This window comes from Lactococcus sp. bn62 (assembly GCF_029492705.2).
In the GTDB taxonomy this organism is placed as follows: domain Bacteria; phylum Bacillota; class Bacilli; order Lactobacillales; family Streptococcaceae; genus Lactococcus; species Lactococcus petauri.
This window is the reverse complement of sequence record NZ_CP120417.1, coordinates 478883-504407: the sequence shown is the minus strand read 5'-3', so window position 1 is coordinate 504407 and position 25525 is coordinate 478883. Positions and strand designations below refer to the sequence as shown.

Here is a 25525-nt window from a genome sequence, read left to right as displayed (position 1 = left end):
ACGTTTTTCTTTTATTGCTCACGTAGTTCGATAAGAAGATCTTTCGTCTGAATCGCTTCTCCTGCTACGGCATGAATTTCTTCAATCGTAGCATCAAACGGTGCTTCGATGGTCGTCTCCATCTTCATTGCTTCTGTAACCATCAGTGCTTGTCCTTTTTTGACCTGATCTCCTTTTTTCACTAGGATATCCAAAACAGATCCCGGCATGGTTGCACCAATTTGTTGTGGATCGGTGCTGTCAGCCTTACGCTTCGCAACAATTTGTGTTTTGATCGATTGATCATTTACACTAATTTCACGTCTTTGACCATTAAGGTTAAAGAAGAGCACACGATTTCCTAAAACATCTGGCTCACCAATCTCATCAAGACGAATAATCAGAGTTTTACCTTTCTCAATCTGCACCTCGATTTGCTCACCCATACGCATACCATGGAGGAAGGTTTCCGTATCAAGCAAGGTTACTGAGCCAAAAGCATCTTGCATTTTTTGATAATCCAAGAAGACTTGTGGGTACATAATGTAGCTTAAAACTTCATGTTCTTCAGCTGGGTAACCTAATATGTCTGAGAGTTCCTTTTCCACTTGTGCAAAGTCAACGGCTGGCGCGTGAAGACCGGGACGATCTGTTAACGCTTGTTTACCTTTGAGAACCAGCGATTGAAGTTTCTCTGGGAAACCACCTACAGGTTGACCTAAATCTCCTTGGAAGAAGGAAACAACTGACTCTGGGAAGTTTAATTCTGCGCCTTTTGCATAAACATCTTCTTCTGTGAGATCATTTTGCACCATAAAGAGTGCCATGTCACCCACAACTTTCGAACTTGGAGTCACTTTAATAATGTCACCAAACATCATGTTCACTTTGCTATACATAGCTTTGACTTCATCAAAACGAGCATCTAAGCCAACTGCAGCAGATTGTGCTTTAAGATTGGTATATTGTCCCCCTGGCATCTCATGTCTGTAAACTTCTGTTTGCGGGCTCGTAATTCCAGCTTCAAAAGGTGCATAATAACGACGCGTATCTTCCCAATAATGGTCAATTTGTTCCGCGTTAGCAATATTCAAAGCCGCATGACGTCCACCATGCTCCAAGGCATAATAGAGTGACTGCATAGAAGGCTGCGATGTGCCACCAGCAAGTGATGCGGTCGCCACATCGACGATATCTACACCTGCCTTAATCGCACCTGAATAGGTAATAATACCATTACCTGCCGTATCATGTGTATGCAAATGAATCGGCAAATCAACTGTTTCTTTCAGTGCTGTTATCAGTACATAGGCAGCTTGTGGCTTCAGAAGACCAGCCATATCCTTAATTGCAAGAATATGAGCACCGCTAGCTTCCAATTCTTTAGCTAGGTCTTTATAATACTTCAAGTCATATTTTTGACGTGTTTTATCTAAGATATCGCCAGTATAACAAATCGTTGCTTCAGCAATTTTACCCGTGTCACGTACAGTTTGGATAGATTTTTCCATTTGCGGCAGCCAGTTAAGACTGTCAAAAATACGGAAAACATCGATTCCCTCAGCTGCTGCTTTTTGAATAAACTCCTGAATAACATTATCAGGATAATTTTGATAACCTACTGCATTTGAGCCGCGGAACAGCATTTGGAAAAGTGTATTGGGCATCTGTTCACGCAATTTTCTTAAGCGATACCAAGGTGATTCATTTAAGAAACGGTAGGCGACATCGAAAGTTGCCCCGCCCCACATCTCTACAGAGAATAGGTCAGAAAGACCTTGATCTACAGAGGTTGCAATCCCCTTCATATCTTGTAGACGCAAGCGTGTGGCTAAAAGACTTTGGTGTGCATCCCGAAAAGTTGTATCTGTGAGCAAAACTTCATGTGAACCTTTAACAAAGTCTACTACGGCTGCAGCACCTTCTTGATCAAGGATATTCTTTGTTGTTGTTTTCTGGAGAAGCTCAATTTCAGGTTGACGAGCAGGTTCAAAATAACGCTTCTCTGTTTTGTCAATTCCTGGGAATCCATTCACGGTAATATTCGAAATATATTTCAAGATTTTTGTACCGCGATTACGTTTGCGAGAAAACTTGAAGAGTTGCGGTGTATTGTCAATAAAGGTTGTCGTTGCTTGACCACTGGTAAACTGCTCGTCCTCAATAACGTTTTCCAAAAACGGAATATTCGTTTTTACCCCACGAATGCGGAATTCACGCAAGACACGCTGCATCTTATGCACCGCCTCTTCAAAATCTGTCGCATGAGTACAAACCTTGACTAAAAGACTATCGAAATAAGGCGTCACTTCATATCCTGCATAAGCATTACCTACATCAAGACGTACACCAAATCCGCCTGGTGAGCGGTATGTGTTAATTTTTCCTGTATCTGGAAGGAAATTATTTTCGGGATCTTCAGTCGTGATACGGCACTGGATGGCTGCACCTAGACATGGAATTTCATCCTGTGCAGGAATTTTGATATCTTGATGCAAATCCTGGCCTTGAGCAATAAGAATTTGTGCTGTAACAATATCTACACCAGTAATCATCTCCGTAATCGTATGTTCTACTTGGACCCGTGGGTTAACTTCAATAAAGTAAAATTGGTTATCTTTAACTAAAAACTCAACTGTCCCTGCATTAACATAACCCACAGCTTGGCAAAGTTGGACAGCTGCTTGACAGATTTCATTTCTAAATTCTGGTTCTAAGCCTACAGCTGGTGCAATTTCGATGACTTTTTGATTACGGCGTTGCACAGAACAATCTCGCTCATGAAGATGAACAATATTGCCATGTGTATCTCCCAAAATCTGTACTTCGATATGTTTTGGATTTTCAATATATTTTTCAACGTAAATTTCTGCTGAACCAAAAGCTGTTTGTGCTTCAGACTTGGCACGCGCATAACCGTCACGCATCTCTTCGTCATTGCGAGCAACACGCATTCCACGTCCACCACCACCGAGTGCTGCTTTTATCATGACAGGATAACCGTATGTTTCAGCAAAGGCAAGAGCCCCATCTAAGTCAACAGCGCCATCAGTTCCTGGTATACCCTGAATTTGCGCTAAATCCGCTGCTTTCTTGGCTTTAATCTTGTCGCCAAAAATATCCAAATGTTCTAAATCTGGCCCTACAAAAACTAAGCCAGCTTCACGGACCTTAGTCGCAAATTCTAAGTTTTCAGAAAGTAAACCATATCCTGGGTGAATTGCATCTGCTCCTGCATCTAGAGCAATACGAATAATATCATCCGCATCAAGGTAAGCATCTATCGGTTTTTTACCTTGTCCGACTAAGTATGCTTCGTCTGCTTTGAAACGGTGTACCGAGTACTCATCTTCTTTTGCATAGATGGCTACAGTGGACAAACCCAGTTCATTACAGGCACGAAAAACACGAATGGCAATTTCACCACGGTTGGCAACGAGCAGTTTTTTCATACAATCCCCTATCTTTATTTCCTAAATATGTTGTGTAATATGGTTGACGATACCTTATAATTCAATTTCCTTCTTGCTTTAGCAAGATAGAGGCATGAGTATTACGACCTGACGCAGTAAAAACATTTTTTGCGAAGGAAGTAGTAAGACTCTAGCAAATCTCCATAAGAGTTTGCGTTTGGCTCTTCTTGCTTTAGCAAGATAGAGGCATTGAGTATTAGAAAGCATCAGCAACCAAATTATGAATTTTCACAACATACAAACTTTATAAAAAAAGCTAATTTGATTAGCTTTTTCTTAACTTTAGCATTTAATATTAAACATTTCTAGCATATGTACTTGAAAGCTCTCTGACTTCTCTACGTTTTTCATCTGCCGAAATGTTGAGTACGAAAGCAATCCCCAAAGACAACACAAGGAATGATGATCCTCCTTGCGATAGGAATGGGAATGTTACCCCTGTTTCCGGAATAATTCCAAAGGCTCCCCCAATATTGATAAATACTGAAATCAAAAGGGTAGAACCAATACCGATACAGATCATCGAATTAAACGCACTTTTTGCACGGATACCGACCATTAAGATACGAACAATCATAAAGAACAATACGCCGAGAACAAGAATCCCTCCGATTAGACCCAGCTCCTCAATGACAATCGAGAAGATAAAGTCCGTGTGCGCTTCAGGTAGAAAACCGTTTTTCTCAATAGAGTTTCCGAGTCCACGACCAAACCATCCGCCATTACTTACGGCGTAATAGGAGTTGGCCATTTGGTGACCATATGTTGACAAGCCTCCGAAAGGATTAACCATTGCCTTAAAACGTGCATTGACATAGTGTCCCGGGATAACATCGCCACCTACGGCATAAAGGTAGGCAATAAAGGCAACCATAGCTCCCAAAATTATCTTGCCATAGCCACTAAACCAACGCCAAGAGATTCCACTCGAAGCAATCATTACTCCTGTAATCATCGCCATAATAGAAGCATTACCCAAGTCTGGCATGATAACCAAAATCCCTAACATTACGAGAATCGCAGAGCGCCATCCACCAAATAGTTTTTGCCAAATGGTTTTCCCTTTGAAAATTGCTGCGATATCTTTTTCATATATTTCATCCTGCTTTTCGGAAAAGACAGAAGCCAGATACCACACAACGAAAAATTTTGCATATTCAGCAGGTTGAATCGTTCCCACACCTGGGATGGGAATCCAGCCGTGTGCGCCATTTGCAGAAGTATTTGGACCGACACGCGAATAAATCATGGCTGAGATCAAAAGAAATAAAACCCAGCCAATCATTTTTTTACTCTTAAGAGCTCGGAGTTTCATCCGATAAATCACTGCAATAGCAACAAAACTCAGCAACATGAACGCGCCTTGGTTGATTGCCATTTTATAAGGTGAAAGTCCCTTCGCCAGCTGATATGGGACTGTTGCTGAAAAAACCATCACGATACCTACAGCTGACATTATCAGGTAGGGAATCAAAATAGAATAGTTCAGGAAGTTTGCTTTCTTCAATCCATCATTCATTTTATGTTATCATTTCATTTCTATTATTTTTTAACATTTTTTATTATACCATTTTTTCAGTTTCATTTTTACAGATGTGCAATTATTTTAAAAATAAATGGTTTTTCTAGAATGAAAAATACTTCATAGCACTTAAACTTCTCGGTGTAATGTAACCATGCGCTCTTTTGGACAAAACTTCATCGTTTCGACTTTATCAGGGTTGCTGCTTTTATTCTTACTGCTAATATAATTTTTACTCTTACAACTTGTGCAAGCTAAAGTTATTTTCACTCTCATTCTATGATGCTCCGTTTTCTTAAATATTTCCGGAAATTAGCCAAGGACCAAAAGAAATTAACAACTACGAAAAGACTTGTCACAATAAACGCCATCCGATAGGAAACCCAACCTGCAATTGCTGATCCAACGATCGGACCTACAACAACACCAAAGTTAGAAAACATTTGGTTATAGGCGAAGATCCGTGACACACCTTCCTTAGGGGTGATTTTAGCCAAAAGGGAATTGACGGAAGGCATCAGAGCACCCGTGCCGAACCCCAGCATAAATCTTAAGATTCCTAATTGAAGAGGGGTTTCTACAAAAGCCATCGGTAAATACATAGCGAAACTAAAAGCTAAACCGATTAAAATCAGTCGATGTGCGCCATATTTGTCTCCTAATTTACCCAATGTACTAGAAGACATCATTGCAGATAAGCCAACTGCAGATACAATAAGACCTGAGATAAACATTAAGTTATTTGTATTTGTAGTCAATGTTTTGATGTAAAGGGTCACAAATGGTTCTATTGATTGTGTGGTGACTTGGATAATGAAGCTGGTAATAAGTAAGCCAAAAAGGATATGCTTGTTACTTACACGATTGACAATTTCCTTTGTAGATAACATATCATCTTTCGTTACAGGTTCAAAGTTTTCATGAACAAAAAAGACAGTCAGAATTGTTGCAAGAGCTAGCAGACTCCCAACGATAAGGAAGACATTCGCCATCCCAAACCATTGTGCCAATAAACCACCGATAGAAGGGCCAATCAAAGTTCCCGTAATCATTGCAGTGGATAAGACGCCCAGGGCATAACCTGAACGTTCTTTCGGTGCTTGAGAAGCGATCATTGCTGTCGAGTTGGGAATAAATCCTGAAAAGAAGCCCATAAGACTGCGCATGAGCAAGAGCCACCAATAGCCACCCATATGATGAGAAAAAGCAATCGCAGACATGGTAAAGGTCATGGCAAAAGAAGCTCTGACCATCATGGGTTTCCGGCCGTATTTGTCCGCTAATTTTCCCCACATAGGAGCAACTAAGCCTGAGACCAAAGCTGTCGAAGCAAAAGCAATACCAGAAAACAGCTCTACATTAGAACCTGTCACTCCTAGGCTTTGAATATAAAGGGGCAAAAATGGCATCACCAGTGAAAAAGATGAGCCCACAATAAAACAGCCAATCCATGTGATCCACAAATTTTGTTTCCAATTAACTTTTCTGTTTTTTGTTGATTTACTCGTTTTAATCCCTCTTTTCTACTGCTTTTAACAGTTCTGTGATTTTTTCATAAGTTTCAGGAATTGTTCCTGAACTGTCAATAATACGTGTGGCATACTTCTTCTTTTCTGACAAAGGCATTTGAGCTTTGATACGCGCTTCTGCCTCTTCTTTTGTCATATTATCCCGACTCATGATACGCTCAATTTGGATGCTTTCTGGAACAGCGACTAACCATATTTCATCAAAACCATCATAAGCCTGTTCGATGAGTAAGGGAATATCCATAATTATGGCCTTTTGAACCTTATCATCCTTCAAAAGTGCTTCACGTCTCTTATAGAGTTCTTGGCGAATAATATGATTTTGGAGCAAAGCTAGTTTTTCTCGCGCTTCATCATTTGAGAAAATTAAGTCGCCCAACTTTCGCCGAACCAAAAGTCCTTTCTCATCAAAGTAGGCAGGGCCAAATTCTTGTAGAATCGACTGATATAAGGAGCCACCTGGGGCTTGTAATTCACGAACCACTTGATCCGCATCAATGATCGGATAGCCCTGAGAACGCAAAAAATCAACCGCCGTTGATTTCCCAGAAGCTATTCCACCTGTCAAACCGATTACTTTCTTCATAGCTTTATTATAGCACAACTCATGATACGATATTCAGTAATTACGCCCCCATGAAGCAAAAACGATATTTTTCCAGTCCAGAAAGGGCTTCGGACTGTTGTAATTGTCCATTCACTACCTCTTCCACTGCAGAAAGTAAGTATTATCGTTAAAAAAAAACAGAATTTGCTTAATTTATATAAATAAGCAAAAAACAACCTTCCCAAAGGAGAGATTGTTTCTACATTTCAATAGATATTAAATGTTTGATGTGTGCATTACTTCATCATCATCTTGTGAAAGAACTTCGTGGAACACACGTTCAGTCAATTCTTGTTTTTGTTCTGGTGTGAGGTATTTAGTGTTTACACAGTAACCAGAGATACGTACGATAACGTCTTCACCAGCCATAATTTTGCTGTAAACATCTTTAAGGTCCATAACGTTAAGGTTAACGTGTTGTCCACCTTGTCCGAAGTAACCGTCAAGGATTTGAACCAAGTTATCTACTTGTTCGTCACGTGTTTTACCAAGTGCACGTGGAGAAACTTGAGTTGTCAATGAGATACCGTCATTTGCATGAGCAAATTCAAGTTTCGCCAAAGAGTTCAAGTTTTGGAGCCATCCACCGCGCGCTTTGTTTGATGGGTTAGCACCCGGTGAGAAGAATTCTACTTTAGATTTGTTCACTGAACCATCTTCATTGAGGAATACACCTTTATGAACTGGTGAGTTACCTGTTTGTTTAGAGTAAGCCACGTTTGAAGTGATTGTCAAGAGTGAAACTGTAGCTTCAGCATTTTTGTAAAGTTTGTGTGAAGCGAGTTTTTCGTAGTACATCTTCATCAAAAGTTTAGCGATATCGTCTACACGGTCATCATCTTCACCGTAACGTGGGAAGTCGCCTTCAACTTCGTAGTCATAGATGTAGCCGTTTTCATCACGAATAGTTTTAACTTTCGCATATTTGATTGCTGAAAGTGAGTCAACTGTATTGGCGAAACCACAGATACCGAAGCCCATGTTCGCACGAACACGTGTTGGCAAGAAGGCCATTTGTACAGCTTCATAGTTGTATTTATCAGTCATATAGTGGATGATGTTCATTGCATCCACATAAGTATCAGTCAACCAAGTCAATGATTTGTCAAAGTTTTCCATAACTGTATCATAGTCAAGAATTTCGTCAGTTACAGGTTCGATGTCGAACACTTTGTAGTCTTTATGAACATCGTCATATCCACCGTTCAAACCAGTAAGCATCGCTTTCAGAACGTTAACACGCGCTCCGAAGTATTGGAGGTTGTGACGTTCGTTTTCATTTTCTGGGTCAAGTGGTGATACACAACATGAGATACAAGACATTTCGCCGTAGCCTTCTTTAGCCATTGTTTCTACACCTTCATATTGAATAGAAGAGTGTTTATGAGACATTGACATTGCATAACGTTTGAAGGCATGCGGTAATTTATCAGACCAAAGTACTGTCAAGTTTGGTTCTGGAGCGTTACCGATTGTATCCAATGTGTTAAGGAAACGGTAGTCCATTTTTGTAACACGGTGACGACCGTCATTACCCATACCTGCCATTGATGTTGTGATGAATGTTGGGTCACCAGAGTAAAGTTCATCATAAGCAGCAGCACGCGCGAATTTCATTGTACGAAGTTTCAATACGAAATCATCAACGAATTCTTGAATTTCTTGTTCAGTGAAAGTACCACGTTCAAGGTCACGTTCAGCAAAGATATCAAGAACGATTGGCACACGTCCAAGTGATGTAGCCGCACCATTGATAACACGACATACAGCCATGTAAGCAATGTTGATCCATTGGATAGCTTCTTTAGTGTTCAGGGCTGGGCGACGAACGTCAAGTCCATAAAGATCACCAAATTTAGCAACTTGATCAAGTGCTTGGTATTGCATATTGATTTCTTCTTTAAGACGGATAGTTTCTTCTGTGATTTCAGTGATTGCATCCCATTCGCGTGCTTTTTCTTTCATCAAGTAGTCTGCACCGTAAAGTGCAAGACGTGCGTAAACACCGATGATACGTCCACGTGAATAAGCATCTGGCAAACCAGTTACTGTGTGTGCGTGACGTGCTTTACGGATAGCTGATGTATAAGCACGGAAGATACCATCATTTACAGAAGTCATTGTTGTATCCAACACTTCGTGCAATTCAGGATCAACGCTGAGTCCGTGTTCTGTCAAGATTTTTTCTGCTACACGAAGACCACCTTTTGGCATGAAGTTCAAACGGAAAAGTTCACTGTTTTGCATACCGTAGATTAATTCGAGATCTTTGTTTTCAGGATCGATGTAACCAGCAGGAATTTTGTGAATAGAAGTCACACGATCAGTATCGAATGGGAATCCTACTTCTTCATAGTGCGCTTTTGTTGTTTCGATAATATCTTTTACTTTAAGCGTACGTTCTGTTGGTCCTTCGAGGAAACTTTCGTCTCCATCATAAGGTTTGTAGTTGGCTTGAACAAAGCGCGTAACGCTTGCTTTATCTTGCCAGTCTGATCCTTTGAAACCTTCCCAGGCTTGCTCAAAGATTTCTTTAGTTTCTGTTTTCATGTAGAAAATCTCCTTTGGTCTTTCTGTTTCAGATTACGCTTTTATTATATCATACAGTTTACTAATTTCAAGGGATATATGGGAATGTTTGCACTTTCTTTACTAGTACAGTTTGAATTTTAAGTTAAACTGTTATATTTATGGTAAACGATTACAGATGCAAAATGTCACAGAAGTACAGAGATAACAAAAAAAGCCAAGCTTTTTTGCTTGACTTTTTTCTTGATACAGTTTCTGTACTTAAATCTTATTTGGTTTCGATTAAACCAATGTTGCCATCTTCACGGCGGTAAACGACATTAGTACTGTCTGTATCTGCATCTGTAAAGATATAGAAATCATGTCCTAACATGTCCATTTGAAGGACTGCTTCTTCAGCATCCATTGGTTTCAAGGAAACATGTTTTGTACGAACAATCTTTACTTGATCTTCATTTACTTCTTCAGCTTCATCAAGTGGTGCAAACTCGTCTCCGAAAGCTTGTCCGGTAGGAACATTAATCTTAGATTTACGGTTTACACGTGTTTTATACTTGCGAATTTGACGTTCTAGTTTTTCTTCAACAAAGTCAATAGCTGCATACATGTCAGCTGCTGTATCTTCTGCACGCAAAGTTACATTTTTAGCAGGAACTGTAACTTCTGCTTTGTAACGTTTGTCGGAGTAAACTTTAAGATTTACATAGGCTGTTACTTCATGACCATCGTTAAAGTATTTTTCAAGTTTTCCAACCTTATCTTCAACATATGAGCGGATTGAATCTGTTAACTCAAAATTTTCACCACGGATATTATATTTGATCATAGAGTCTACCTTAACGGCTCTTGTATTGAACCTTCACTGTTTTGCAGGCGCTGGACAGTCAAGTTTTAAGAACCGTCCTTTCTTTATTTCTAATTTAATTATAATATATAATCGCTTACAAGTCAATCAATAACACTTATTCTAATCTTTTTATTAGAAGAACCAATCGAAATCGTATCCCCTGGATGAATTTCGCCGGCAAGCAATTGTTCACTGAGCGTGTCTTCAACCTCACGTTGCAGAGCTTTACGCAATGGGCGGGCACCGTATTCAGGATCAAATCCTTTATCAGCAATAACTTTCAAAGCAGCAGGTGTAAATTTTACTTTGATATTTTGATCTTTCAAACGCGATACAAGAGATTTACTCATGATTTTCACGACTTGTTCAATCTCTTTTTCTGTCAGTGAATGGAAAACGATAGTTTCATCGATACGATTGAGAAATTCTGGACGGTACTGTTTCTTCAGCTCTTCCATGATTCTTGCTTTCATAGCTGGATAATCCGTTGAAATTGATTTAGCCCCAAAACCAACCGTTTTATCATCACGAATAGCCGTTGCACCCAAGTTAGATGTCATAATGATGATCGTATTTCTGAAATCAACTTTACGTCCTTTGGTATCTGTAACGAAACCATCATCCAAAATTTGTAACATGATATTGAAAATATCAGGGTGGGCCTTTTCGACTTCATCAAGGAGAATAACAGAATAAGGCTTATTACGGACTTGCTCTGTCAATTGCCCACCTTCATCGTAACCTACATATCCAGGAGGTGCTCCGATAAGACGCGATGTCGAGAATTTTTCCATAAATTCACTCATGTCTACACGAATCATATTTTCTTCACTGCCAAAAACACTTTCCGCTAAAGCCTTAGCAAGCTCTGTCTTCCCAACTCCTGTCGGACCAAGGAACATAAATGAGCCCAAAGGACGTCTCGTATCGGCAATCCCTGAACGTGCACGTCTAATGGCACGAGAAACAGCAGAAATCGCTTCTTCCTGTCCAACCACACGTTTATGTAACTCTTTTTCTAAGTTAATCAGACGTTCACTTTCTGTCTTCGTCATCTGTTGGAGTGGGATTCCTGTAAGGTTAGAAACGACAGCATAAACATCGCTTTCCTCCACCAAAGGATTATCATTTTCCGATACTGTAAAATTATCAATCTTGTGCGTTAATTTTTCAATATCTTTTTCAATCCCTTGCGCTTCAACAATATCAAGAGCAACAACTGCTTTTTGTAATCTCAGTTCTTCCGCTTTTAATTCTGCTTTTAACTCGTCTAACTTGGTATAATTTGTTTTACTCGTGATTTTAACTTTGGCTGCTGCTTCATCAAGAAGATCAATAGCTTTGTCTGGGAGACGACGACTAGGCATATAGCGATTACTCAAGCTGACAGCACGCTCCAAAGCCCCTTCTTCAAATTTGACTATATGGTAAGCCTCAAATTTTTCTTTCAAACCTTGTAAAATCGCAACCGTTTCCTCTTCTGAGGGTTCTTCGACATTGACACGGGCAAAACGGCGTTCTAGGGCTTCATCTTTTTCAATATATTTTTGATATTCTTGATAAGTGGTAGCACCGATGAGTTGGAACTCGCCCCGTGCTAATGCTGGTTTTAAAATGTTTGAGGCATCGTTGACCGAGTCCATGCCGCCACCAGCCCCAATGATTGTATGCAGTTCATCGATAAAGACGATAACATCTTTATCGTGTGTCACTTCATCAACAATAGCCGTTAAACGATCTTCAAATTCACCACGGAATTTTGTCCCCGCTACGACCATCGCCATATTTAAAGCCATAATGCGGCTACCACGTAAACCTACAGGAACATTTCCTGCAGCCACACGTGTCGCAAAGCCTTCAATAATCGCTGACTTACCAACACCTGGCTCACCAACAAGAACGGGATTATTTTTTGTTCGCCGGCTCAAAATGTGGATAAGACGTTCAACTTCACGCTCTCTTCCAATCATGGGATCAAGCTTGCCTTCACGGGCTGCTTTTGTCAAATCTGTTGATACCGTGTCTAAAGTAGGTGTCGTCGTTGTTTCGGACACTTTCCCCGACAGGTTTCTTTTCGAAGCTGGTGTCACCGCTTTACGGCGCTCTGGTACACGTAGATATGCTTTTTGCTCTAGCTTTTTGCGGAGGTTAACGATATTGATGTCTTGCTCACGTAAAAGTTGTCCTGCAAAGCTGGCTTCATTTGCCAACAGCATATATAAGAGATGCTCGGTTCCGATGCGGTTTTTATCATTATTTTGAGCTAGTGCTCGTGCTTGCTCAATAATCGTTTCGACTCTTGGACTAAGCTTTATTTCTGATTTTTTTGTCTTCACTTGACTTGAAAAATCTTCGATGTCGATTAACATTTCTTCCAAATCAATCTTTTCTGAATTAAGTAGCGTAAATGCCAATGAAGCCGGGACCTCAGCCAAGGCAGCCAATAGGTGCGAGCTTTCAACCCACGCGTAGTTAAACTTGTGCGCATAGTCGACAGACTTCTCAAGCACTTTTACGACTTGTGGTGTAAAGTCCTTTTCATTAAATTTCATCATCACGATCCAATCTCTGTAGTATTTTTATCATCATTTGTGCTCGACAACTGTTAGAAATATCACTATCAGCTAAAAGCAAAAGGAGAAGATTTCCTTCTCGTTCAGTCAAAATGTTTTCATCAAATAAAAGTTGCAAGACATCTTGTGCCATACTTTCGGTCAAGTTGGCAGGCAACTTCTGTGCTAAATCAAGCAAGAATTCATGCTTTGCCGAATAATGGTATTTGAATATTTTGATATAGCCGCCACCACCACGCTTCGACTCAACATCAAAGCCTTTAGATGGGGTGAAACGGGTTTTAATCACATAGTTAATTTGCGAAGGAACCACGTCAAATTGACTGGCTAAATCTGCACGTTTAATCTCAATCTCACGTGCCTCTTCTAGCAGTTTTCGCAAATAAGCTTCGATAATATCTGAAGTATTTTGGGCAGACATAGAACCTCCAATCTTTGACCTTTATTGACTATTATATCGAAAATTTTAATTTTTTACCAAAAATAGTGGCTGAAACGTCTCTAAAATAAAAAAATCCGCTAAAAGCAGATTTTTTTATTTTATTTGACATCAACAATCTTAACTTCGATTTCACCCATAGGCAACGGAATTTTCACAACATCGCCAACTTTACGGCCAATCAAGGCTTGAGCGATTGGAGATTCATTTGAAATTTTGCCTGAAAATGGATCTGCTTCAGCAGTACCGACGATTTCGTACTCTTCTTCTTCGTCATCTCCAACTTCTTGGAAAACAACTGATTTACCAAGAGCAACTTCATTTTTGTCAATATTAGCATTGTCTACGATTTCAGCATAACGAATCATTGTTTCCACAGTTGAGATACGACCTTCAATAAAGGCTTGTTCATCTTTTGCTGCTTCGTATTCTGAGTTTTCTGAAAGGTCACCGTAGCTACGTGCAATTTTGATGCGTTCAATAACTTCAGGGCGTTTAACCAATTTAAGGTTATCTAATTCTTGTTCTAATTTTTCCAGACCTTCTTTGGTCATGGGGAAAGTTTTTTCTACCATTTTTTATCCTTTTTAAATTTCTAATTAATTACCCGACGCAATCGCATCATTGACATACTTTTGAACATTGATGTTTTGTTCTTCAAGTGTTTGCGCAAAGTAAATCTTACCTTCAACGTCTGCTACGAAATAAAGATAATCATTCGCAGTCGGGTTAAGCACTGCTTTGATTGACGACAAGCTTGGACTTACGATTGGTCCAGGACCAAAACCTGGATACAAGTAAGTATTGAAAGGTGAGTCTAATTGTGTATTAATTGCAGCTTGCTGATCAAGCGACGTATCCTTACCTAGCTTACCTTCAGCATAAAAGATTCCTGTATTAGAATCCATCGTCATCCCTAAATCTTTACGGTTAAAGAAGACCTGTGCAACGTTACGGCGATCATCATCGCTATTCGCTTCTTTTTCGACAATGGCAGCCAAACTCAAGGTTTCATTGACCGTAAGTCCGTTCGCTTGTATTTGTTCATACAAAGGTTCCAGCTGTGTATTAGTTGTTGAAAGCATGGTCTCAATTAAGCTTTCAACAGTTGTCTTTTTCGTATACTCATAAGTTGCTGGGAAGAGGTAACCTTCAAGTTGATACTTCACACCACTGTCTTTACTTGGTAAGCTTGCAAGAAGTTTTGGAAACTTCTCTTTCATTTTTTCGATGAACGCTTGATCCTGTACAGTCTTCATAAACTCATCTTTAGTAAAAGGTGTTTTTTCATCTTTATCCGCAGAATTCACTGTAACAGCTTGAGCAATTTGTTCCAATGTATAACCTTCAGGAATCAAAATTTTGCCCAGAGTTGGTTCCACAGGATGTTCGGTTCCTCCTTGCTCCAAAAGACTTGCAATATCCGACAAGTTCATGCTAGGCGCCAAGTTGTAGTAGCCGCTCTTAAAGCCACTGAAATTTTTAAATTTAGTATAGTATTGGAAAACCATACCATTTTTGATAATACCTTCTCGTTGTAAGATATCTCCGATTTGTTTACTGCTTGCTCCCGCTGGAATGTTAATGGCGCGTTTGGTTGTATTTGCAGTATTGAGCGGTTGTACACCTTCTTTGATGAAATTATAACCGTAAAAACCAGTCCCTGCCGCAGCCAGAATTAAAACAGCTACGATAACAGCAATAATCTTTCCAGAAGAAACTTTCTTCTTCGATTTTTTCGCTTTCGACTTGGGCTGCATTTCTTCAGCTTCCGCATCCGATTTTACTGCTGCACGACGACTTCTTTGTCTGTGAGTCGTCTCTTCGGCAAGAGACTCTGCAGCATCACTTGCTTGTGCTTCAGGTCGCTCATATTCATCAACAACTTCTTTATCAGACTCTTTTGTCTTGCGTCTAAGTCGTGAATAACTTTGTCCTTGGCTCGCTTGGAGCATTTGCTCGCGAACACTTGCAAAGTCTGGACGTTCTTCATGTGCTGATGCTTCTGTTTCCACTTGATCAGAAACAGCTTTTTCAGGAAATTCTACATCTTCGGAAATTTTAGCTTGTTCCTCTACTTCTGGATTTTCCAGTTCTTCTGTCAACTTAAATGGTGTTGGACGTTGAATATCCGAAAAATCAGCACGTTCTCGCCGAGTATGTCTACTCGGGGTTGAAGAAAGTTCTTTGTTGGATTCACGGGCATAGTTTTCAAAAGTCCCATCCGTGTTGGCTCGATTTCCTTCTTCAAGTTCACGCAAGATTTTATCTTTGAAACTTTCTCTCGAAAACTTCTCCGTATCTTTTTCTACCAAGGTTAATCCTCCTTATCACGCCACCCTCTTTTTTTAAATAGTGAAGCGTAAGTTTGTTGGGTAATATTCACAAAAGCGAGGTCAGGGACCTCACTCTTTTAGATTTTAATTCTCTTCTGAGTCGCTGTCATCATCATCGTCGTCCTCTTCATCGAGTTCAACGTCTTCATCCACGTTATCCAGTTCAACTTCAGCAAGTTCAGCATCATAAGCTTGAACCTCATCTTTTTCATCATCTGGATTCTCATCATCATAAGTCATGTCATCTGCATCGTTTCCTTTGTCGATGTGTTCATCTTCAGGATCCACTTCATCTTCGATACCGAATGCATTAACTTTTGTACGTTTTTTAGTTGTTTTTTCTTCTTCGTCGTCAATTTCATCAAGAGCAATTACTTCCTCATCGATTTCGTCGATCGCGTACCATGAGCGCAGTGCCCAAATGTTATTTCCTAATGGAATAAAGCTTCCATCTGTATTCATTTCTGTGTAAAAACGTGCAATTGTGGCTTTGATTTCATTGTCCGACTTTTTCAAGTAGTCTTGAACGGCGTTCAAGATTTCTGCAAAAGCCATTTCCTTACCATTTTGTTCCAAAATTGCATGAGCAACTTCAATCATTGAAAGTTCTTCGATATTTTGTCCTTCTAATGCTTCAATTTTCAAACTTTTTTGCTCTCTTTCAGATTTTCTTTTTCTATATTATATTAAATTCGCTTCATTGTCAATATGTAAACGGATTTAAACTGTTTCATTATATGTCGTTTTCCGTCTTGCTTGGTAGGATGAAATTAATAATGCATCAATACCTTATAATCATAGTTACCGAGTTTTTCACGCCCTTTAAGGTCATCAAGTTCAATAAAGAAGGCACACCCAACAACGATACCACCCAAACGCTCAATCATCTCAATAGTAGCTTTTACTGTTCCACCTGTTGCCAAGAGATCATCTACAATCAGAACACGTTGTCCTGGCTTAATAGAGTCAGCATGCATTGTCAATGTATCTGTACCATACTCTTTTTCATAGTCTGCTGAAATAACTTCACGCGGTAATTTTCCTGGTTTACGCACAGGCGCAAAACCAACACCAAGTGCAAAAGCAACAGGACATCCAACGATGAATCCACGCGCTTCTGGGCCAACAATTACATCAATTTCTTTATCGCGTGCATATTGCACAATTTCAGTAACTGCATAGTTGTAGGCATTTCCATCAGCCATAAGTGGTGAGATATCGCGGAAAACGATACCTTCTGTTGGGTAATTTTCAATCGTTGCAATGTAATCTTTAAGTTGCATGTGCATCTTCCTCTTTTAATTTTTTATAAATTTCTTTGACAGGGGATAAGGCGAAAAGTTCTTGAAAAGCAACAATTTCTTGAAGCTCTTGGTAAATATTACTTTCAGAAATATCACGCTTTTCGGCGGCTTTATTCACACTCATCATGCCATTGTCAATAGTGACAAAATTCAGTTCTTCAAATATTTGAATCATCTTTATCAGTAAAATATCGGGTATCTTCAAATAATTTGCTAAGTCTTTCAATTTAAAACGTATATCAAACTCAGGATACTGATAAATTGCTTTATAGAAGCGCGCAAACTGCTCACGCGTCCCCGCTCCCGTCAAATAATAATTTTTCTTGATTGTATTTTTGAAATAAATCAATTCAAATTCCTGCTCATGTATTAATTCCGTCAAAGCAGATAAGGCTTCCTTATCAGTTGGGGCTTCCTCAATAATAAGCACTTCTTCTATTGTACCATTTTTCACTTCATTATGGACAAAACGTATTGTATTTTTAGGCAATTCAACTTGTCGACTTCGAATATCCAGAAGCTCAACACCATTTACTCTAGCATCAGCCACCATAAGCTGAACAGTTGTTGTACCATTCCAAGTGTTGCTAGACAAGGTACCGACAAGTTCTGTATCACTTTGTTCAAATTCTAGGCTTTCAGCTCCATGCCCAAAGTAAACCGCGTCTAAAGCTTGTCCATTTTGTACTAATTTAAGTTTGAGATGACTATTGTCTTTTCCCATACTACGTGCCTGCTCAACCTGATAATCCGTAAGGAGAAAATGAGGCTTCGGATTGTCCATACCATAAGGAGATAACTTTTCTAAACTTCTAATCGTTTCTAAGCTAATCTCGTCAAACTGCAAACTGCCCTGAACTTCTAGTGAACTTTTTTCTGACATATCGATATCGTTTTCTTGAATAAAGTCGAGCATCACTTGCTTGATTGCTTCAACATTCTCCAAAGCAAAAGTCATCCCAGCAGCCTGTTTGTGGCCACCAAAAGCCATAAAAAGTTCACGGTGTTCGTTGAGTGCTTCAAATATATTAAAATTTTCAATCGAACGTGCTGATCCTCGAAGAACTCCCTCTTCTTCTGCCAACATAATAATAGGTTTGTGAAATTGCTCAAGTAAACGTCCGGCAACGATACCTAAAACACCTTTATGCCAATCCTTATGATGCAGAATTTGTATGGGCTCGTCCGTTATCATTGTGAGGGCTTGATTGAAGATATTTTCTACGATTACTTTACGCTCGCTATTTTTTTCATCAATCATCTGCGCAATTTCGGCAGCCACTTCTTCATCCCAGCCTGTTAATAGTTCAATCGCTGAGTTTGGGTCATCTAAGCGCCCCAGAGCATTCAAACGAGGGGCAATTTGAAAACCAATCGTTTCCTCATTCACCTTTTCAAAATCAGTTCCTGAGAGACGCATGAGTTCCATCAAGCCTGCACGCTCAGTATTCGCTAATACTTTTAGTCCATGACTCACCAAAATACGATTTTCATCAGTAAGACTAACCATATCCGCAATTGTTCCGATTGCCACCAAATCAAGCATATCTGAAGGAATATAGTCTAAAAGAGCTGTTGCGACTTTAAAAGCTACTCCTACTCCAGCCAAATACTTAAAAGGATAGTTTGATTCTGGGTGTTCAGGATGTACAATTGCAAAAGCTTCTGGCAGTACTTCTGGCATGCTGTGATGGTCAGTTACAATAACATCAACATTTTGACTTTGTGCATAGGCGATGGCTTCATGACCAGCCACACCATTATCCACAGTTATAATCAAATCAATATCTTCATTTTGAATGAAATATTTATAGACATCAAGATTTGGCCCGTAACCATCCGTAAAGCGGTTAGGAAGATAGACCTGAACTTCCGCTCCTAATTCATCTAAAGCTGATTTCATGACGGAGCTTGCCGTCATACCATCCGCATCATAATCACCGTATATTAAGATATTTTGCCCATTTTCAATTGCAGTCAAAATTCTTTGAACGGCTTTTTCCATATCGTGCAACAAAAACGGATCATGTAATTGCTGAAGATCAGGATTCAAGTAAGCTTGAATCTCCTCTTCTGCCCTTATGCCGCGTTGCCACAAAATTTGCGCTGCCAGTGTATCTAATTTATATTTTTTACTTAACTTAAGAAACTCATCCGGTAAGTCTGACTCAGTTAACTTCCATATATATTTTGATTTAATCAAGTTTCCTCCACTTCGACTGCTTATTTGAAGATTTATTTATAATTAAAAAACCTATTTCCTATATTATCTACAAGACTTGGGAAAAGTGCACGAACTTTCGCAACGAAAGCCAGCTGGACAGGTAAGTTCAATTCTCTTTTATTTTTCCCTAAAACCTGCTCAATCTTATCCGCAACATATTCTGCACTGACCACATTTTCGCCCACTTTTTCCAAATAGTCCATATTGTCTTTGTGAAATTTTGTGCGGACCGGCCCTGTATTGACTGTTGTCACGATAAGATCTGGTTTTTCTAAACGTAAAGCATCAGAAAAAGCGAGAACAGCGGCTTTGGAAGCTGCATATACGGTCGATTTCGCTGTAGGTAACTTTCCTGCTATGGATGCAATATTAATTACTTGCAACTGTGGTTGCAAATCACGCGTCCGCTTAATCAGATCTAACGTATTAACCTTAAACATTTCATCAATTTGCTCATCCGTTAAGTTACTTAACTCTGTAAACTCTCCAAAACCTGCATTATTAATGAGAATATCTACTTTTTCAGGCATGACTGGCTGAGGAAGCGAGCGACTGATCAAGATAAGGTTATGATCCTCTAAACGCTGAACAAGTGCTTGTGCAATATCACCGCTAGCTCCTGTAATTACAATATTCTTTTTACTCAACTTTTTCTTCATAAAAATCTTTTGCCACATACGAATTAGGATGAACAGATCGTGCTTCTTGCGCAAGCTGAGCCACAAGTGGGCCAATATAGCGTGCACTAATATGCGTGAGCACCAAACGTTTTACGCCAGCTTCCTGAGCAACATCTGCTGCTTGTTTTGAGGTCGAATGTCCGTGTCGGCGGGCCATTTTTGCCTCTTTTGCTTCATAAGTTGCTTCATGAACTAAAAGATCTGCCCCAACCGCTAAACGAACAGCGCTTGGTGTACGTCGGGTATCTCCAAGAATAGTGACAACTTTCCCCTGCTTGTCTGCGCCAATATAGTCCTCTGGATGAAAAACTTTCCCATCATGCTCTACTGTTTCACCATTCTTTATTTTGCCAAAGAGGGGACCGAAAGGTAGACCTGATGCCTTCAAAGCCGCTGCATCTAGTTCTCCAGGACGATCTTTTTCGACTACACGATAGCCGAGACAAAAAATTGTATGATCTAAGGTATCAGCATATACTTCAAAGGTTTGATCTTCAAATATCTTACCAGGCGTTTCAATTTCATGAAAGTGAATCTTGTATCCAAGACGCGATCCCGACATGCGCAGAGCCGTCATCACAAAGTCTTTCAGACCTTTTGGTCCATATAATTCCAAGTCCGTATGTTCCTCATCTTTACTTGAACCTTGGAAAGAACGACTAGATAGAAAACCCGGTAGACCAAAAATATGATCGCCATGCAAATGTGTAATAAAAATCTTGGTGATTTTTCTTGGTTTAATTGATGTTTCTAAAATTTGATGTTGGGTCGCTTCGCCACAATCGAATAGCCATATTTCGTTACGTTCATCGAGTAACTTCAAAGCGATAGCCTGTGTTTTTCGCGTTCGTGATGGCTGGCCCGCGCCCGTCCCTAAAAATTGAATATCCATATCTTCCTCAATATTCTAATTATGTTCTTTCCTATCCATTATTGGAATCAAATAAAAAACATTTTCTACTTTGATGCTTGTCTCTCATAGTTTCCACCTGTTCATTAAGTCAGAAAAGAGAATATCAAAATGTAAAAAACATTGTGCTTCTCACAATGTCTTACAGCGCTCAAAATAAAAAATTTATCCGTCTGGAGGGAATCGAACCCCCATCGCAAGAACCGGAATCTTGCGTGATATCCATTACACTACAGACGGCACTGATAACTCTATCATTTTACAGGAAAACAAAGGAAATTTCAAGTTTCTTTATTTCAAAAAATCTTCAAGGAAATCTTCGATGCTTTCATAGGTTTTATCTGCGATTTCCTTATCGTCATGTCCTATGTAAGCAGTGGCTAAACCAAGTTTTTGTGCTGGAAGAATGTCATGTTCAAGGAGATCTCCAACCATAAGTGTTGCTTCACGATCGAAGCCTTCCTTATCTAAAATATTATAAAAAGCTGCTTGATCAGGTTTGGTTAAGCCAGTTTCGGCCGAAATATAAACTGGAAACAGATTTTCAAAGCCAAAACGTTTAATTTTTTCTCTTTGCTCTCCACTCTCCCCATTGCTTAAAATAGCAATATTATAATTTTGAGAGAGTTCTAGCATTTTAGATAATAAATTCTGATCAACTTCTATCTCTTCAAGTAAAGCTGTCAAAAAAATGTCAAAGAACAGGCGCACAAAGTTTTCTTTATAGTGAATTGCGTAGTAATCCAAGACCTGGCGCACACGCTCTTCGCGCAGCTGCTCAATCGTCATTTTCCCTTCGTGAACTAAAGGCCAGAGTTGCTCATCCACTTCACGATACTTTGCCATAAAATCATCTATAGAAAATTCATCCTGAAAATCAATCAAGTCCAAAAAAACTTTCCGGTGTGCTGTTTCCCAATATTTTTTAAAAGGAAAGAGTGTATTGTCCCAGTCAAAAATAATATTTTTTATCTCTTTCATACTTCTCAATCCCTTTCCTCTTTCTTTAAAAGTTTATCATTTTGCCTTCTGGATATCAAATGAATTAAGACGATCCATCAGGAAGTTTTTCATAAGGCTATTTCTCTAAAAGCACCTGTTTTACACCTGCTTCAAAGCTTGTTACTTCAAACTCTGGAAAATGTTTTTTAAACTTGTCTGAATTAAATACATTGTCCTCTGCATAACGCGGAAGAAGCTCTTGCAATTCTTTCGCTTTTTGGCTGAAAAGGGCCGCCAATTTGAATTGCCACATCTTAATTATTGTGTATTGAAGTTTTTTTCCTGTGATTTCTTCTGAAAGTGTAATGATGTCCTGATAAGTCAAGCTTGGTGCGCATGGCAAATGCCAAGTTTGACCATAAGCATCCGCATCATTCCCTATGAGAGCCATTGCACGGCTAGCATCGGGTGTCCAAATCAAGGTTCTCAAACGAGTAGCACTCAAGGGAATTTTTATTTTTCTATTCTCTTTAATTGCATTGAAGACCATTGTATTTGTTATACTCTGCGTCTGACCTGGGCCATAAAACTCCGGCGCGCGGCAGATTACAGCTTCGAGCGAATGGTGCTCTATCTCCTCAATTATCATTTCTGCTAATCGGGCACGTACCGTGGATTTTCTTCCCGTCGGTTCAAATTTAGTGTCTTCATATTGTATTTCCGCATTTTTAGGGTACATATAGGTATTATCAAAGAAAACCAATTTACTTTGGTGCAGCTTACAAGCGTCAATGACATTTTTCATCATCAGAGGAAATTGTTCTTCCCAAAGCTCAGAATTCATCGGTAAACCGGCTGTAAAATAAACAATCTCACTGCCAGCAATCGCTGCATGCGCTTCCTCAGCCTTCAGTAAATCAGCCGAAAACAAGCTATCTGTTGGGTTTACTTTACGTGGTTTTCTACTCACAAGCCTAATATCTTTTGTATATTTTTTAAAAAGTTCCTTGGCCAGCTCTTGACCAATCTGTCCATTACTTCCTAGTATTGTTTGCATTATGCAATCTCCTTTATAAGCATTTTAGCGACTGACCTTACAGAAAACGGATTTTGTCCCGTGATAAGTTGCCCATCTTGGAGGGCAAAATCTTTATAGAATCTTTTTTTGCACCATGTTGCCCCACGGCTTTTGGCTACCTCTTCATTGAGAAAAGGAACGATTTTTTTCTTGCCTGCAAGAACTTCTTCAGCTGTTGTAAAACCCGTTATCTTTTTCCCTGAAATGATGTATTGACCTTCTTGGTTCTTAAGATTAAGTAAACCGGCGATACCATGACAAACGGAAGTGAGATAACCACCATGCGCATAAATAGCTTGGGCGATACCTTTTATTTCTGGATTATCTGGAAAGTCCCACATCACACCGTGGCCACCTGTGAAATATATGGCACGATAGTCTTGCGAGATTACTTCCTCAGGTTTCAAAGTCTTTTTTAAAGCTCTTTCGACAAAGTCTTGCCGCTCATAAATGTTCCAAATGGCTTCATCCATATACTTCATACTCCGTGGGTCAAGTGGAACATAGCCACCATTTGGGCTAACAAAGTCATAAGCAATACCATGTTTTTGGAGTTCATCAACAAATTCTGCACTCTCGCCCAGCCAAAGCCCTGTCGCTTCATTGGTATTCTTATAACGCTTAATATTTGTTTCGACAATCAAAACTTTATTCATTTTTCTTGCTTTCCTTTCATTATCCTTGTTACTTCATCCAGAAAATGTTGTAATTTCATAATTTCTGATGTATCATGTTCAAGATAGTAAAAGTTTCTTGTTCCTTCTGAACGATAATTAACTATCTTTGCTTGTCTTAAGATTTTCAAATGATGTGAAATAGCGGGGCGCGATAAGCCTGTTGCTTCGATTAAATCTCCAACTTGTATGCCTTTGCAATCACTCTTCTCCAGTAACTTAATAATAATTGCTTGTCTCTTTTCATCACCTAAGGCAATTAAAAAGTCGCTGACTTCACTTAGTTCAAGTTTTAAATGTTCAAATTTCATTATTACTCCTTATTAGTTTATGTTTTTAAACCATTAAACCATTATCTAACCTTACTGTCAAAAAATTGGATTGACAACCTATTCGTTTTTTTTTTAAGAAAATAAAAAAACTCACAGCACCAAAGGCTATGAGTTTTTATTTTTATATAAAACAATTATTTAACTTTAACTGAATCTGTAATTGCTTCAACAGCTTTCTTCATTGCGATATCGTGTTGGAGCATGTCAACTGGAAGAAGTTTTTCAACTTGTTCAACAGGCATGTTATATTGTGCAGCCAAGTCAGCAATCTCAGCTTTAACTTCTTCATCTGTAGTTTCGAAGTTTTCTGCTTTAGCAATTGCTTCAATAACAAGGTTTGTACGCACACGTTTACCAGCATCTTCTTGGTATTGTTCGTGCAATTGCTCTTCAGTAGTACCTGTGATTTGGAAGTACATTTCTGGAGAGATACCTTGTTGTTGCATTCCACCAAGGAATTCGTTCATTGCGCGGTGAACTTCTTCGTGAATCATTTCTTCAGGAATTTCTTTGATTTCAGCATTTGCTACAGCTGTTTCGATAGCTGCAGTTTCAACAGCATCGTTATAAGCTTCAGCTTTAGCATCTTCAAGTTCTTTACGGAATTTAGCTTTGAGCTCATCCAAAGTTTCAACTTCTTCGTCAATATCTTTTGCTAATTCATCATCAAGTTCTGGAACTTCTTTTGCTTTAACTTCGTTAACTTTAGTTGCGAAAACTGCTTCTTTACCTGCAAGATCTGTAGCTTGGTAGTCTTCTGGGAAAGTCACTTTCACATCGATTTCTTCGCCAGCTGAAGTGCCAACAAGTTGTTCTTCAAAACCAGGAATAAATTGCCCTGAACCAAGTTCTAAACTGTGGTTCGCACCTTTTCCGCCTTCAAATTCAACACCATCGATAGAACCAACAAAGTCGATAACTACTGTATCTCCGTTTTCAGCTTTACCTTCTTTAACAGTTAATTCAGCAAGGTTGTTTTGTTCTTGTGTCAAACGTGCTTCAACTTCTTCATCAGCAACATCTTTAGTTGCTTCTACTGAAACTTCCAAGTTTTTGTAGTCACCAAGTTCTACTTCAGGTTTAACAGTTACTTCAGCTGTCAATTCCCAGTCAGAACCTTTTTCCATTTTAGTGACATCAATTTTTGGTTGAGCAACAGGTTCGATACCTGCTTCTTTTACAGCTGCATCATAAGCAGTTGGCAATACGGCATTCAAAGCTTCTTCGAAAAGAGCTTCTTCACCATACATGCGGTTAAACATTTGACGGCTGATTTTACCTTTACGGAAACCAGGCACTGAGATATTACCTTTTACTTTATTGAAAGCTTTGTCAAGACCGTTTTTGATTGTTTCTTGGTCGATTGAAAATGAGAGTGTACCAGTGTTAACACCAGTTTTTTCAAAACTTGCAGTCATTAATTATTTCTCCTTATTTATGAGCCTTGAGCTCAGAAATTTCATACCTTTCTAGAATAGCATAAAAACTGAGTGAATTCAACTTTTTGAACAATTATTTTTCGCGCTTTTCTTTGAGTTTAAGTCAAA

At 39.2% G+C, this 25525-nt stretch carries 21 protein-coding genes and 1 tRNA gene; all 22 read right to left on the bottom strand.

Going from position 1 to position 25525, the window contains the following annotated elements; genetic code table 11:
• Positions 1 to 11: 11 nt before the first annotated feature.
• The 22 genes from P3G65_RS02830 to tig all read right to left on the bottom strand — a co-directional run bounded on the left by P3G65_RS02830 (position 12) and on the right by tig (position 25396).
• Positions 12 to 3431 carry a pyruvate carboxylase gene (locus P3G65_RS02830; RefSeq protein ID WP_019292660.1) on the bottom strand — a complete coding sequence of 1140 codons (3420 nt, stop codon included), beginning with the start codon at positions 3429 to 3431 and terminating at the stop codon, positions 12 to 14.
• Positions 3432 to 3747: 316 nt separating this feature from the next.
• Complete coding sequence (locus P3G65_RS02825) at positions 3748 to 4971, bottom strand: FtsW/RodA/SpoVE family cell cycle protein (RefSeq protein ID WP_019294148.1); 1224 nt, start codon at positions 4969 to 4971, stop codon at positions 3748 to 3750.
• 132 nt (positions 4972 to 5103) lie between these two features.
• Complete coding sequence (gene rpmG / locus P3G65_RS02820; RefSeq protein ID WP_014024306.1) at positions 5104 to 5250, bottom strand: 50S ribosomal protein L33; 147 nt, start codon at positions 5248 to 5250, stop codon at positions 5104 to 5106.
• Positions 5247 to 6437 carry a multidrug efflux MFS transporter gene (locus P3G65_RS02815; RefSeq protein WP_195917663.1) on the bottom strand — a complete coding sequence of 397 codons (1191 nt, stop codon included), beginning with the start codon at positions 6435 to 6437 and terminating at the stop codon, positions 5247 to 5249. The genes rpmG and P3G65_RS02815 overlap by 4 nt, the downstream gene beginning before the upstream one ends.
• Positions 6438 to 6483: 46 nt before the next feature.
• Entirely contained in the window at positions 6484 to 7089 is a 606-nt protein-coding gene (gene coaE / locus P3G65_RS02810; RefSeq protein WP_019292663.1) for a dephospho-CoA kinase, read from the bottom strand.
• A gap of 237 nt (positions 7090 to 7326) precedes the next feature.
• Positions 7327 to 9660, bottom strand: coding sequence for a formate C-acetyltransferase (gene pflB, locus P3G65_RS02805; RefSeq protein WP_019292664.1), 2334 nt, complete (start codon positions 9658 to 9660; stop codon positions 7327 to 7329).
• A gap of 247 nt (positions 9661 to 9907) precedes the next feature.
• Entirely contained in the window at positions 9908 to 10465 is a 558-nt protein-coding gene (gene hpf, locus P3G65_RS02800; RefSeq protein WP_003134010.1) for a ribosome hibernation-promoting factor, HPF/YfiA family, read from the bottom strand.
• Between the two features lie 122 nt (positions 10466 to 10587).
• Positions 10588 to 13038, bottom strand: a complete 2451-nt coding sequence (locus P3G65_RS02795; RefSeq protein WP_029343521.1) for an ATP-dependent Clp protease ATP-binding subunit — start codon at positions 13036 to 13038, stop codon at positions 10588 to 10590.
• Positions 13028 to 13480 carry a CtsR family transcriptional regulator gene (locus P3G65_RS02790; RefSeq protein ID WP_019292666.1) on the bottom strand — a complete coding sequence of 151 codons (453 nt, stop codon included), beginning with the start codon at positions 13478 to 13480 and terminating at the stop codon, positions 13028 to 13030. Before P3G65_RS02790 ends, P3G65_RS02795 begins: the two co-directional genes overlap by 11 nt.
• Before the next feature lie 119 nt (positions 13481 to 13599).
• Positions 13600 to 14073 carry a transcription elongation factor GreA gene (gene greA / locus P3G65_RS02785; RefSeq protein ID WP_019292667.1) on the bottom strand — a complete coding sequence of 158 codons (474 nt, stop codon included), beginning with the start codon at positions 14071 to 14073 and terminating at the stop codon, positions 13600 to 13602.
• Between the two features lie 24 nt (positions 14074 to 14097).
• Positions 14098 to 15813 (bottom strand): endolytic transglycosylase MltG, encoded by a 1716-nt coding sequence (mltG, locus tag P3G65_RS02780; protein WP_019335936.1) that lies wholly within the window; start codon positions 15811 to 15813, stop codon positions 14098 to 14100.
• A gap of 105 nt (positions 15814 to 15918) precedes the next feature.
• Positions 15919 to 16479, bottom strand: coding sequence for a DNA-directed RNA polymerase subunit delta (gene rpoE, locus P3G65_RS02775; protein ID WP_003134001.1), 561 nt, complete (start codon positions 16477 to 16479; stop codon positions 15919 to 15921).
• A gap of 125 nt (positions 16480 to 16604) precedes the next feature.
• Positions 16605 to 17117 (bottom strand): adenine phosphoribosyltransferase, encoded by a 513-nt coding sequence (locus P3G65_RS02770; protein WP_003134000.1) that lies wholly within the window; start codon positions 17115 to 17117, stop codon positions 16605 to 16607.
• On the bottom strand, positions 17107 to 19341 hold the full coding sequence (gene recJ, locus P3G65_RS02765; RefSeq protein ID WP_284071320.1) for a single-stranded-DNA-specific exonuclease RecJ: 2235 nt from the start codon (positions 19339 to 19341) through the stop codon (positions 17107 to 17109). The genes P3G65_RS02770 and recJ overlap by 11 nt, the downstream gene beginning before the upstream one ends.
• Before the next feature lie 32 nt (positions 19342 to 19373).
• Entirely contained in the window at positions 19374 to 20021 is a 648-nt protein-coding gene (locus P3G65_RS02760; protein WP_019335938.1) for an SDR family oxidoreductase, read from the bottom strand.
• On the bottom strand, positions 20002 to 20934 hold the full coding sequence (rnz, locus tag P3G65_RS02755; protein WP_195917660.1) for a ribonuclease Z: 933 nt from the start codon (positions 20932 to 20934) through the stop codon (positions 20002 to 20004). The genes P3G65_RS02760 and rnz overlap by 20 nt, the downstream gene beginning before the upstream one ends.
• A 186-nt stretch (positions 20935 to 21120) precedes the next feature.
• Positions 21121 to 21192, bottom strand: a tRNA-Arg gene (locus P3G65_RS02750).
• A 51-nt stretch (positions 21193 to 21243) separates the two neighbouring features.
• Positions 21244 to 21933, bottom strand: a complete 690-nt coding sequence (locus P3G65_RS02745; RefSeq protein ID WP_019292623.1) for an HAD family hydrolase — start codon at positions 21931 to 21933, stop codon at positions 21244 to 21246.
• Positions 21934 to 22030: 97 nt separating this feature from the next.
• Complete coding sequence (locus P3G65_RS02740) at positions 22031 to 22951, bottom strand: NAD-dependent epimerase/dehydratase family protein (protein ID WP_019292624.1); 921 nt, start codon at positions 22949 to 22951, stop codon at positions 22031 to 22033.
• The gene (locus P3G65_RS02735) at positions 22951 to 23628 is read right to left on the bottom strand and encodes a type 1 glutamine amidotransferase domain-containing protein (protein WP_019292625.1); all 678 of its coding nucleotides are present in this window, start codon (positions 23626 to 23628) and stop codon (positions 22951 to 22953) included. Before P3G65_RS02735 ends, P3G65_RS02740 begins: the two co-directional genes overlap by 1 nt.
• Entirely contained in the window at positions 23625 to 23957 is a 333-nt protein-coding gene (locus P3G65_RS02730; protein ID WP_019292626.1) for a helix-turn-helix transcriptional regulator, read from the bottom strand. The genes P3G65_RS02735 and P3G65_RS02730 overlap by 4 nt, the downstream gene beginning before the upstream one ends.
• A 155-nt stretch (positions 23958 to 24112) precedes the next feature.
• A complete protein-coding gene (tig, locus tag P3G65_RS02725) occupies positions 24113 to 25396 on the bottom strand; it encodes a trigger factor (RefSeq protein WP_019292627.1) in 1284 nt (427 codons plus the stop codon).
• Between the last annotated feature and the right edge of the window lie 129 nt (positions 25397 to 25525).

Excerpts from the sequence above, each read along its gene's own strand:
- P3G65_RS02830 (WP_019292660.1), bottom strand. The coding sequence starts at position 3,431 with ATGAAAAAACTGCTCGTTGCCAACCGTGGTGAAATTGCCATTCGTGTT.
- P3G65_RS02825 (WP_019294148.1), bottom strand. The coding sequence starts at position 4,971 with ATGAATGATGGATTGAAGAAAGCAAACTTCCTGAACTATTCTATTTTG.
- rpmG (WP_014024306.1), bottom strand. The coding sequence starts at position 5,250 with ATGAGAGTGAAAATAACTTTAGCTTGCACAAGTTGTAAGAGTAAAAAT.
- coaE (WP_019292663.1), bottom strand. The coding sequence starts at position 7,089 with ATGAAGAAAGTAATCGGTTTGACAGGTGGAATAGCTTCTGGGAAATCA.
- pflB (WP_019292664.1), bottom strand. The coding sequence starts at position 9,660 with ATGAAAACAGAAACTAAAGAAATCTTTGAGCAAGCCTGGGAAGGTTTC.
- hpf (WP_003134010.1), bottom strand. The coding sequence starts at position 10,465 with ATGATCAAATATAATATCCGTGGTGAAAATTTTGAGTTAACAGATTCA.
- P3G65_RS02795 (WP_029343521.1), bottom strand. The coding sequence starts at position 13,038 with ATGAAATTTAATGAAAAGGACTTTACACCACAAGTCGTAAAAGTGCTT.
- P3G65_RS02790 (WP_019292666.1), bottom strand. The coding sequence starts at position 13,480 with ATGTCTGCCCAAAATACTTCAGATATTATCGAAGCTTATTTGCGAAAA.
- greA (WP_019292667.1), bottom strand. The coding sequence starts at position 14,073 with ATGGTAGAAAAAACTTTCCCCATGACCAAAGAAGGTCTGGAAAAATTA.
- P3G65_RS02770 (WP_003134000.1), bottom strand. The coding sequence starts at position 17,117 with ATGCAACTTAAAGATTACATTGCAACGATTGAAAATTACCCAACAGAA.
- P3G65_RS02760 (WP_019335938.1), bottom strand. The coding sequence starts at position 20,021 with ATGAAGAAAAAGTTGAGTAAAAAGAATATTGTAATTACAGGAGCTAGC.
- rnz (WP_195917660.1), bottom strand. The coding sequence starts at position 20,934 with ATGGATATTCAATTTTTAGGGACGGGCGCGGGCCAGCCATCACGAACG.
- P3G65_RS02745 (WP_019292623.1), bottom strand. The coding sequence starts at position 21,933 with ATGAAAGAGATAAAAAATATTATTTTTGACTGGGACAATACACTCTTT.
- P3G65_RS02740 (WP_019292624.1), bottom strand. The coding sequence starts at position 22,951 with ATGCAAACAATACTAGGAAGTAATGGACAGATTGGTCAAGAGCTGGCC.
- P3G65_RS02735 (WP_019292625.1), bottom strand. The coding sequence starts at position 23,628 with ATGAATAAAGTTTTGATTGTCGAAACAAATATTAAGCGTTATAAGAAT.
- P3G65_RS02730 (WP_019292626.1), bottom strand. The coding sequence starts at position 23,957 with ATGAAATTTGAACATTTAAAACTTGAACTAAGTGAAGTCAGCGACTTT.
- tig (WP_019292627.1), bottom strand. The coding sequence starts at position 25,396 with ATGACTGCAAGTTTTGAAAAAACTGGTGTTAACACTGGTACACTCTCA.